This window comes from Streptomyces sp. NPDC042102 (assembly GCF_055582305.1).
Window position 1 is genome coordinate 109090 of sequence record NZ_JBVJDL010000015.1, and the last position, 8675, is coordinate 117764.

Below are 8675 nucleotides of genomic sequence, written 5' to 3' on the forward strand. Positions count from 1 at the left end.
ACTCGTCCTGAGGCCGAGGAGGCCCCGCCATGCAACTCCACGACGTCTGGTTCGTGCTCATCGCCGTCCTGTGGACCGGCTACTTCTTCCTGGAGGGCTTCGACTTCGGAGTCGGTGTCCTGACCAAGCTGCTCGCCCGCGACCGCACCGAGAAGCGGGTCCTGATCAACACGATCGGGCCCGTGTGGGACGGCAACGAGGTCTGGCTGCTGACGGCCGGCGGCGCCACCTTCGCCGCCTTCCCCGAGTGGTACGCCACCCTCTTCTCCGGCTTCTACCTGCCGCTGCTGCTCATCCTGATCTGCCTGATCATCCGCGGGGTCGCCTTCGAGTACCGGGCCAAGCGGCCCGAGGAGCGCTGGCAGACCAACTGGGAGCAGGCGATCTTCTGGACCTCGCTGATCCCCGCGTTCCTGTGGGGCGTGGCCTTCGCCAACATCGTGCGCGGCGTGAAGATCGACCAGGACATGGAGTACGTCGGCACGTTCCTGGACCTGCTGAACGGCTACTCGCTCCTCGGCGGCCTGGTCACCCTGACCCTCTTCACCTTCCACGGCGCGGTCTTCACCTCGCTGAAGACGGTCGGCGAGATCCGGGACCGCTCGCGCGCCCTGGCGCTGCGCCTGGGTGTGGTCACCGCCGTGCTGGCACTGGTCTTCCTGATCTGGACCCAGGTCTCGCGCGGTGACACCGCCAGCCTGGTCGCCATGGCCGTCGCCGTGCTGGCACTGGTCGCGGCCCTCGGCTTCACCCGGGCCGGGCGCGAGGGCTGGGCGTTCGCCCTGTCCGGGATCACCATCGCCGCCGCCGTCGCGATGCTGTTCCTGACGCTGTTCCCGAACGTCATGCCCTCCTCGCTGGACGCCGCGTGGAGCCTCACGGTCACCAACGCCTCCTCCAGCCCGTACACCCTGAAGATCATGACCTGGCTGGCCGTGATCGCGACCCCGCTCGTGCTGCTCTACCAGGGCTGGACGTACTGGGTGTTCCGCAAGCGGATCGGCACGCAGCACATCGCCGACGCCGCGCACTGATGGCAGTTCCTTCCCGTCGAGGGGGATGTTTCACGTGAAACCGATCGACCCGCGCCTGCTGCGGTACGCCCGATCCACCCGGCTCTTCCTGGCCGCGGTGGTGGCCCTCGGGCTGGCCGGGGCAGGGCTGGTCGTCGGCCAGGCGATGCTCATCGCCGAGATCGTGGTCGGTGCCTTCGAGGACGGCCTGGACGGGGCCGCGCTGCGGACGCCGCTGCTGCTGCTCGCGGCGGTGGCGCTGGGGCGCGGCCTCGTGGCGTGGCTGACGGAACTCGCCGCCCACCGGGCGAGCGCCGCGGTCAAGTCGGAGCTGCGGGGCCGGCTGCTGGACCGGGCGGCCGATCTGGGGCCCGCCCGGCTGGGCGGCCGGCGCGTCGGGTCGCTGGTGGCGCTGGCCACGCGGGGCGTGGACGCGCTCGACGACTACTTCTCCCGCTATCTGCCGCAGCTGGGGCTCGCGGTGGTCGTGCCCGCGGCGGTGCTGGCCCGGATCGTGACCGAGGACTGGGTCTCGGCGGCCATCATCGTCGTCACCCTGCCGCTGATCCCGCTGTTCATGGTGCTGATCGGATGGGCCACCCAGGCCCGGATGGACCGTCAGTGGCGGCTGCTGTCCCGGCTGTCGGGGCACTTCCTGGACGTGGTGGCGGGGCTGCCGACGCTGAAGGTCTTCGGGCGGGCCAAGGCGCAGGCCGAGTCGATCCGCCGGATCACCGACGACTACCGGCGGGCCACCCTGCGGACGCTGCGGATCGCGTTCCTGTCGTCCTTCGCGCTGGAGCTGCTGGCCACGTTGTCGGTGGCGCTGGTGGCGGTGACCATCGGCATGCGGCTGGTGCACGGGGAACTGGACCTGTACACGGGGCTGGTCATCCTGGTCCTGGCCCCCGAGGCCTATCTGCCGCTGCGGCAGGTCGGGGCGCAGTACCACGCGGCCGCGGAGGGACTGGCGGCCGCGGAGGAGATCTTCGAGGTGCTGGAGACCCCGGCCGGCCCCGGTGGCGGCACGGCCGAGGTGCCGTCCACGCTGTCGCTTGCCTTCGAGGGGGTGACGGTGCGCTACCCGGGGCGGGCCGAGGCCTCCCCCGGCCCGGTGTCGCTCACGGTCGCGCCGGGGGAGTGCGTGGCGCTGACGGGACCGAGCGGGGTGGGCAAGTCCACGCTGCTGTCGGTCCTGCTGGGGTTCGTGGAGCCGACGGCGGGGCGGGTCCGCGTCGGTGGCGTCGACCTCGCGGAACTGTCGTGGGAACAGTGGCGGGAGCAGGTGGCGTGGGTGCCGCAGCGTCCGCACCTGTTCGCGGGGACCATCGCCGAGAACGTACGGCTGGCCCGCCCGCGGGCCACCGACGACGAGGTGGCCCGCGCGCTGCGGGACGCCGGGGCCTGGGAGTTCGTCTCCACGCTGCCGCGCGGTGCCGGGACCCCGCTGGGCGAGGGCGGGCTGGGGCTGTCCGCCGGCCAGCGCCAGCGGCTCGCCCTGGCGCGGGCGTTCCTGGCGGACCGGCCGGTGCTGCTGCTGGACGAGCCCACGGCCGCGCTCGACGGGGAGACCGAGGCGGGCGTGGTCGACGCCGTCCGCCGGCTCGCGGTGGGCCGTACCGTCCTGCTGGTCGTCCACCGGCCCGCCCTGCTCGCGGTCGCGGACCGGGTGGTGCGGCTGGCCCCCGCGGCCGCCGGGGCGGGTGGCGTCGCCGGCTCCGGTGCGCCCGGCGGTGCCGTGGCGAGCGCCGGCGAGGGCGGGGCGTACGGGGTGTCCGACCCCGGGGAGTGGATCCTCGGGGGCGCGCCGGCGGAGGCCGGGACGGCGGCTGCGGTGGCGGACGGGACGCCGGCCGGGGCGGCTGACGCGGCGGCGGACGGGCCCGGTACGGCCGGCTCCGGACCGGGTGCCGCCAGCCGCGGCGGGGCCGACGCGCTGGGGCGGGTGCGCGACGCCGCCAAGGCCTGGCGCGGGCGGTTCCGGCTCGGGCTGCTGCTCGGCGCGGCGGCCGTCGGGTGCAGCGTCGGGCTGATGGCCGTCTCCGGCTGGCTGATCTCACGGGCGTCCGAACAGCCGCCGGTGCTGTACCTGATGATGGCGGTCACCGCGACCCGGGCCTTCGGTATCGGGCGGGCCGTCTTCCGGTACGCCGAGCGGCTGGTGTCGCACGACGCCGTGCTGCGGATGCTCGCCGACCTGCGGGTGTCGGTGTACGCCCGGCTGGAGCGGATCGCCCCCGGCGGGCTGCGGCACAGCCGGCGCGGGGACCTGCTGACCCGGCTGGTCGCCGACGCGGACGCGCTGCAGGACTACTGGCTGCGGTGGCTGCTGCCCGTCGGCACCGCCGTGCTCGTCGGAACCGGATCGGTCGCGTTCACCGTCTGGCTGCTGCCCGAAGCCGGCGCCGCGCTCGCCGTCGGACTGCTGGCAGCCGGCGTGGGGGTGCCGCTGGTCAGCGGGGCCTGCGCGCGGCGCGCCGAGCGGCGGCTCGCGCCGGCCCGGGGCGAGCTCGCCACCCGGGTGGCCGATCTGCTCACCGGCACCGCCGAGCTGACCGTCGCCGGGGCGCTGGGGCGGCGCAAGGACCAGGTGCGCGCCGGCGACGCGACGCTGACGCGGATCGCCCGGCGCGGGGCGGCCGCCACCGGACTGGGCGGCGGGCTGTCGGCCCTCGTCTGCGGGCTGACCGTCGTCCTGGCCGCGGCGGCCGGGGCCGACGCCGTGGCCGAGGGGCGGCTGTCCGGCGTGGCGATGGCGGTCGTCGTCCTCACCCCGCTGGCCGCGTTCGAGGCGGTCAGCGGTCTGCCGCTCGCCGTCCAGTACCGCCAGCGGGTGCGGCGCAGCGCCGAGCGCGTGCACGAGGTGCTCGACGCCCCGGTGCCGGTCGCCGAACCCGAGCGGGCGCGGGCGTTGCCCGGCTCGCCGTTCCCGCTGCGGCTGACCGGGCTCGCCGCCCGGCACCCCGGGCAGGAGCGGGACGCCGTACGCGGGATCGACCTGACGCTGGAGGCCGGGCGGCGTGTGGCGGTCGTCGGGCCGTCCGGCTCCGGCAAGACCACGCTCGCCCAGGTCCTGCTGCGTTTCCTGGACGTCCGCGAGGGCGCGTACACGGTGGGCGGTGTCGACGCCCGCGCGCTGGACGGGGACGACGTACGGCGGGTGGTGGGCCTGTGCGCCCAGGACGCCCACGTCTTCGACAGCTCGGTACGGGAGAACCTGCGCCTGGCCCGGACCGGCGCGAGCGAGGACGAGCTGCGCGCGGCGCTGACCGCGGCCCGGCTGCTGGACTGGGCCGACGCGCTGCCCGACGGCCTGGACACCCTCGTCGGCGAGCACGGCGAGCGGATCTCCGGCGGCCAGCGCCAGCGGCTCGCCCTGGCCAGGGCCCTCCTCGCCGATTTCCCCGTCCTCGTCCTGGACGAGCCGGCCGAGCACCTGGACGTGGCGACCGCCGACGCGCTGACGGCGGATCTGCTGGCGGCCACGCGCGGTCGCACCACGGTGCTGATCACGCACCGGCTGGCCGGGCTGGAGGAGGTCGACGAGGTGATCGTCCTCGACGGCGGAGCCGTCGTCCAGCGGGGCGGGTACGAGGAGCTGGCGGCGGCCGACGGGCCGCTGCGGCGGATGCTGGAGCGCGAGCGTGCGGCGGATCTGTCCGGCGCGGGCGCGGTGGCGGTGGCGAGCGGGCGGTGACGGTGACGGCGGTGGCGGCGGCCGGGCGGTGACGGCGGCCTGGGCTGGGCGGTGGCTGCGGCCCGGGCGGGCCGGGCGGTGACGGCGGCCCGGGCGGGGCCGGTGGATCCGGCCGTGGCGGGGCTTGGTGCCGACTTTCCCCGGTAAAACGGACTAACTAGGCTCAAGGGCATGTCAGCTCAGGAGCCGCAGGAAACCCCGGACCCGCCGGCCCCACGGGATCCCCTGGAGGCCGCGACCCAGGCCACCCGGAGCCTCCAGGGCCTGTCCACCGAGCTCACCGCCCGCGTCCCGCAGCTGCTGGAGGCCATGCGCTCGGTCGGCACCGGCCTCGAACTGCACTCCACGCTGGACCGGATCTGCGAGACCGCGGCCGAACTCGCGGGCGCCCGCTACGCGGCGATCGGCGTCGTCGACACCGAGGGGCGCGGTCTCTCCGATTTCGTCACGTACGGGATCAGCAGCGAGCAGGCCGAGCTCATCGGGCACCGGCCCGACGGCAAGCGGGGCCTGCTGGGCGCGCTGATCCGGCATCCGGACCCGGTGCGGCTGGCCGATCTGACCAGGGACCCGCGCTCGGCCGGCTTCCCGGCCCACCACCCGCCGATGAAGACCTTCCTGGGCGTCCCGATCCGGGTCCAGGGCGAGATCTTCGGCAACCTCTACCTCGCCGAGAAGAACGGCGGCGGCGAGTTCAACGACTACGACCTCCACATGGTCCGGGTCCTGGCCACCGAGGCGGGCATCGCCATCGGCAACGCCCGGCTCTACGAGGCCGCCACCCAGCGCGAGCGCTGGATCGACGGATCGGTGGCCGTCACCACCGCGCTGCTGTCCGGCGGGGACGCCGACGACGCGCTGGCCGTCGTGGCCGAGCAGGCCCGGCGGCTGGCCGACTCGGCCGCCGGGATCGTGCTGCTGCCGGCCGCCGACGGCGGCATGGAGATCGTCGCGGTCTCCTCCGACGACCCGGCGACCTCGCTGGGGGTCGTCGTACCGGCGGAGAGCCCGGTGGTGGACGGGCTGACCCGGGGCGAGCCGGTGTTCGTGGACGACGTCTCGGCCGATCCCCGCATGATCAGCCGCCTGACCAGCGATTTCGGACCCTGCATGATGCTGCCGCTGCAGAGCGGGGGCCGGGTGCTGGGTGCGCTGGTGACCCCGCGGGCGAGGGGCGGGCGGCCGTTCACGGAGGCGGAGCGGACCCTGGCCACGCAGTTCGCCTCGCAGGCGGCCCTCGCACTGATGATGGCCGAGGCGCAGCGCGACCGCGAGCGGCTGGCGGTGTTCGAGGACCGCGACCGGATCGCCCGTGACCTGCACGACCTGGTCATCCAGCGGCTGTTCGCCACCGGGATGATGCTGGAGGGCGCCCAGCGCCGGTCGGTCGTGCCCGAGGTGGTCGAGGGGGTCGGGAAGGCCGTCGACGAACTGGACGTGACCATCCAGGAGATCCGCACGGCGATCTTCGCGTTGCAGCAGGGCCCGGCGGAGGCGCCGTCGGGGCTGCGCACCCGGGTGCTCCGGGAGATCAACATGGCGGCGGTGCCCCTGGGCTTCAAGCCCTCGCACCGCTTCCTGGGCCCGGTCGACAGCAAGGTGGGCGAACTGATCGGCAAGAACCTGATCGCCGCGCTGCGCGAGGCCCTCTCCAACGCCTTCCGGCACGCCGAGGCCGGCCGGATCGAGGTGGTGCTCGACGCCACCGTCACCCTGGCCGACGGGCGGCCCGGCGTACGGCTGGAGGTGGCCGACGACGGGGTGGGCGTTCCCGAGGGCGGCCGCCGCAGCGGGCTGCGCAACCTGCGCCGGCGTGCCGAGTCGCTGGGCGGCGCCAGCTGGTACGGGCCGGGGCTGGGCGAGAACGGCGCCGGGACCACCCTGGTGTGGGAGGCCCCGCTGTAGGCGCGCCGTCCGGGGAGGTGTGCGTCCGTACGCTCAGCGGGCGAGGCGCTCGGCCAGGATCCGCTCGATGACGACGGCCACGCCGTCCTCCTCGTTGGCGACCGTACGGCCCGAGGCTGCCGCGACCACGTCCGGGTGGGCGTTGCCCATCGCGTACGACGTACCCGCCCAACGGAGCATCTCCACGTCGTTGGGCATGTCGCCGAACGCCACGACCTCCTCGGGGGAGATCCCGCGCTCGGCGCAGCACAGCGCGAGCGTGCTGGCCTTGGAGACGCCGTGGCCGCTGATCTCCAGCAGCGCGGTCGGGCTGGAACGGGTGAGGGAGGCGTACGCGCCGGCGGCGGAGCGGGCGAGCGTCAGGAACGCGTCCGGGGCCAGCTCCGGGTGGTGGGCGAGCAGCTTGAGCACGGGCGCCCCGCTCCCGGCCGGCTCCTCGTGCAGCAGCTTCTCGGCGGCGGCGACGGTGGCGCCCGGGTCCTGGTAGAAGGGCGGGTACGCCGGCTCGTAGTGGATCCCGGTGGTCAGCTCGACCGCGAACGAGGTGCCGGGGGCCGCCTCGCGCAGAAGGTGCACCACGGACAGGGCGGCGTCCCGGGGCAGCGCGCGGACCTGGACGAACTCGCGCCCGGCGTGCAGGTCGACCACGGCCGCGCCGTTCGCGCAGATCGCCAGCCCGTGGCCGTGGACGTGATCGGCGACCACGTCCATCCAGCGCGCGGGGCGGCCTGTGACGAAGAAGACCTCGATCCCGGCCGCTTCGGCGGCCGCGAGTGCGGCGACGGTGCGCGGCGAGACGGATTTGTCGTCGCGCAGCAGGGTGCCGTCGAGGTCGGTGGCGATGAGCCGGGTCACAGGGGCAGGCCCTTCGGGGCGCTGGGAGGCCGAGGTCACGGCTCCATCTTCGCCCATGCCGTCACCTGCCTGATGCGCCCCTGTTGCGGGGACCCCCGTACGCTCGTGGGCATGAGTTTGCGTCTGAGCACCGTGATCCTCCCGGTACGGCGCTGGCACGGCGGTGGCCGCGACCAGTGGCTGCGGGCCGAGCAGCTGGGCTTCCACACCGCCTACACCTACGACCACCTCTCGTGGCGGTCGTTCCGCGACGGCCCGTGGTTCGGCGCCGTGCCGACGCTGACCGCGGCGGCCGCGGCCACCGAGCGGCTGCGCCTGGGCACGCTGGTGACCTCGCCGAACTTCCGGCACCCGGTGACCCTGGCCAAGGAGCTGATCTCCCTCGACGACATCTCGGGCGGCCGGATCACGCTGGGCATCGGCGCGGGCGGCAACGGCTTCGACGCGACGGCGCTGGGCCAGGAGGCGTGGACCCCGCGGGAGCGGGCCGACCGCTTCGCCGAGTTCGTCCCGCTGCTCGACCGGCTGCTGACCGAGGACGCGGTCACCTCCGGGGGCACCTTCTACGCGGCGGACGAGGCCCGCAACATCCCCGGCTGCGTACAGCGTCCCCGGCTGCCCTTCGCGGTGGCGGCGACCGGCCCGCGCGGGCTGAAGCTGGCCGCGGCCCACGGCCAGGCCTGGGTCACCACCGGCGACCCCAAACTGTTCGAGACGGGGACCCCGGAGCAGTCGCTGGAGGCGCTGCGCGGTCAGATCGAGAAGCTCGGCAAGGCGTGCGCCGAGATCGGCCGCGACGCCGGGGCGATGGAGAAGGTCCTGCTGACCGGCTTCACCCCGGAGCGGAACACGCTGCTGGCATCGGTGGACGCCTTCGTCGACTTCGCCGGCCGCCACCGCGAGCTCGGCTTCACCGAGATCGTGATCCACGCCCCGATCGCGGGCAGCGACTTCGCGGCCGACGAAGCGGTCTTCGAGAAGATCGCCACGGACGGCCTGGCCCAGCTGGGTCTCTGACACGACCGGTACCTGAGACGCAGCTGTACCTGAGACACACCGGTACCTGAGACGCGGGGGGGCCCCGCCCCGCGGGGGCGGGGGCCCCCCCCCCCCCCCGGGCCCGCCCCCCCCCCCGGGGGCCCCCCCGCGCGGCCCCCCCCCCCCGGGGGGGGCGCCCGGGGCCGCGCCCCCGCGGGGGCGGCGCC

Annotated in this window: 5 protein-coding genes; 4 read left to right on the plus strand and 1 reads right to left on the minus strand. The window is 75.0% G+C overall.

The window, feature by feature from the left end; genetic code table 11:
* Window positions 1–29: 29 nt before the first annotated feature.
* From cydB to ACZ6KO_RS32510, 3 genes are all read left to right on the plus strand, one after another.
* Window positions 30–1034 carry a cytochrome d ubiquinol oxidase subunit II gene (cydB, locus tag ACZ6KO_RS32500; RefSeq protein WP_469307556.1) on the plus strand — a complete coding sequence of 335 codons (1005 nt, stop codon included), beginning with the start codon at window positions 30–32 and terminating at the stop codon, window positions 1032–1034.
* Between the two features lie 34 nt (window positions 1035–1068).
* Window positions 1069–4710: a thiol reductant ABC exporter subunit CydD gene (gene cydD / locus ACZ6KO_RS32505; protein WP_469307557.1), complete on the plus strand. Its 3642-nt coding sequence runs from the start codon at window positions 1069–1071 to the stop codon at window positions 4708–4710.
* A 171-nt stretch (window positions 4711–4881) separates the two neighbouring features.
* Window positions 4882–6615, plus strand: a complete 1734-nt coding sequence (locus ACZ6KO_RS32510; protein WP_469307558.1) for a sensor histidine kinase — start codon at window positions 4882–4884, stop codon at window positions 6613–6615.
* Window positions 6616–6648: 33 nt separating this feature from the next.
* On the opposite strand, the gene ACZ6KO_RS32515 is transcribed toward ACZ6KO_RS32510, so the two are convergent.
* Complete coding sequence (locus ACZ6KO_RS32515; RefSeq protein WP_469307559.1) at window positions 6649–7527, minus strand: HAD family hydrolase; 879 nt, start codon at window positions 7525–7527, stop codon at window positions 6649–6651.
* 54 nt (window positions 7528–7581) lie between these two features.
* Between ACZ6KO_RS32515 and ACZ6KO_RS32520 the strand changes: the two genes are divergently transcribed.
* Window positions 7582–8487 carry an LLM class flavin-dependent oxidoreductase gene (locus tag ACZ6KO_RS32520; RefSeq protein ID WP_469307560.1) on the plus strand — a complete coding sequence of 302 codons (906 nt, stop codon included), beginning with the start codon at window positions 7582–7584 and terminating at the stop codon, window positions 8485–8487.
* The last annotated feature ends 188 nt before the right edge of the window (window positions 8488–8675 follow it).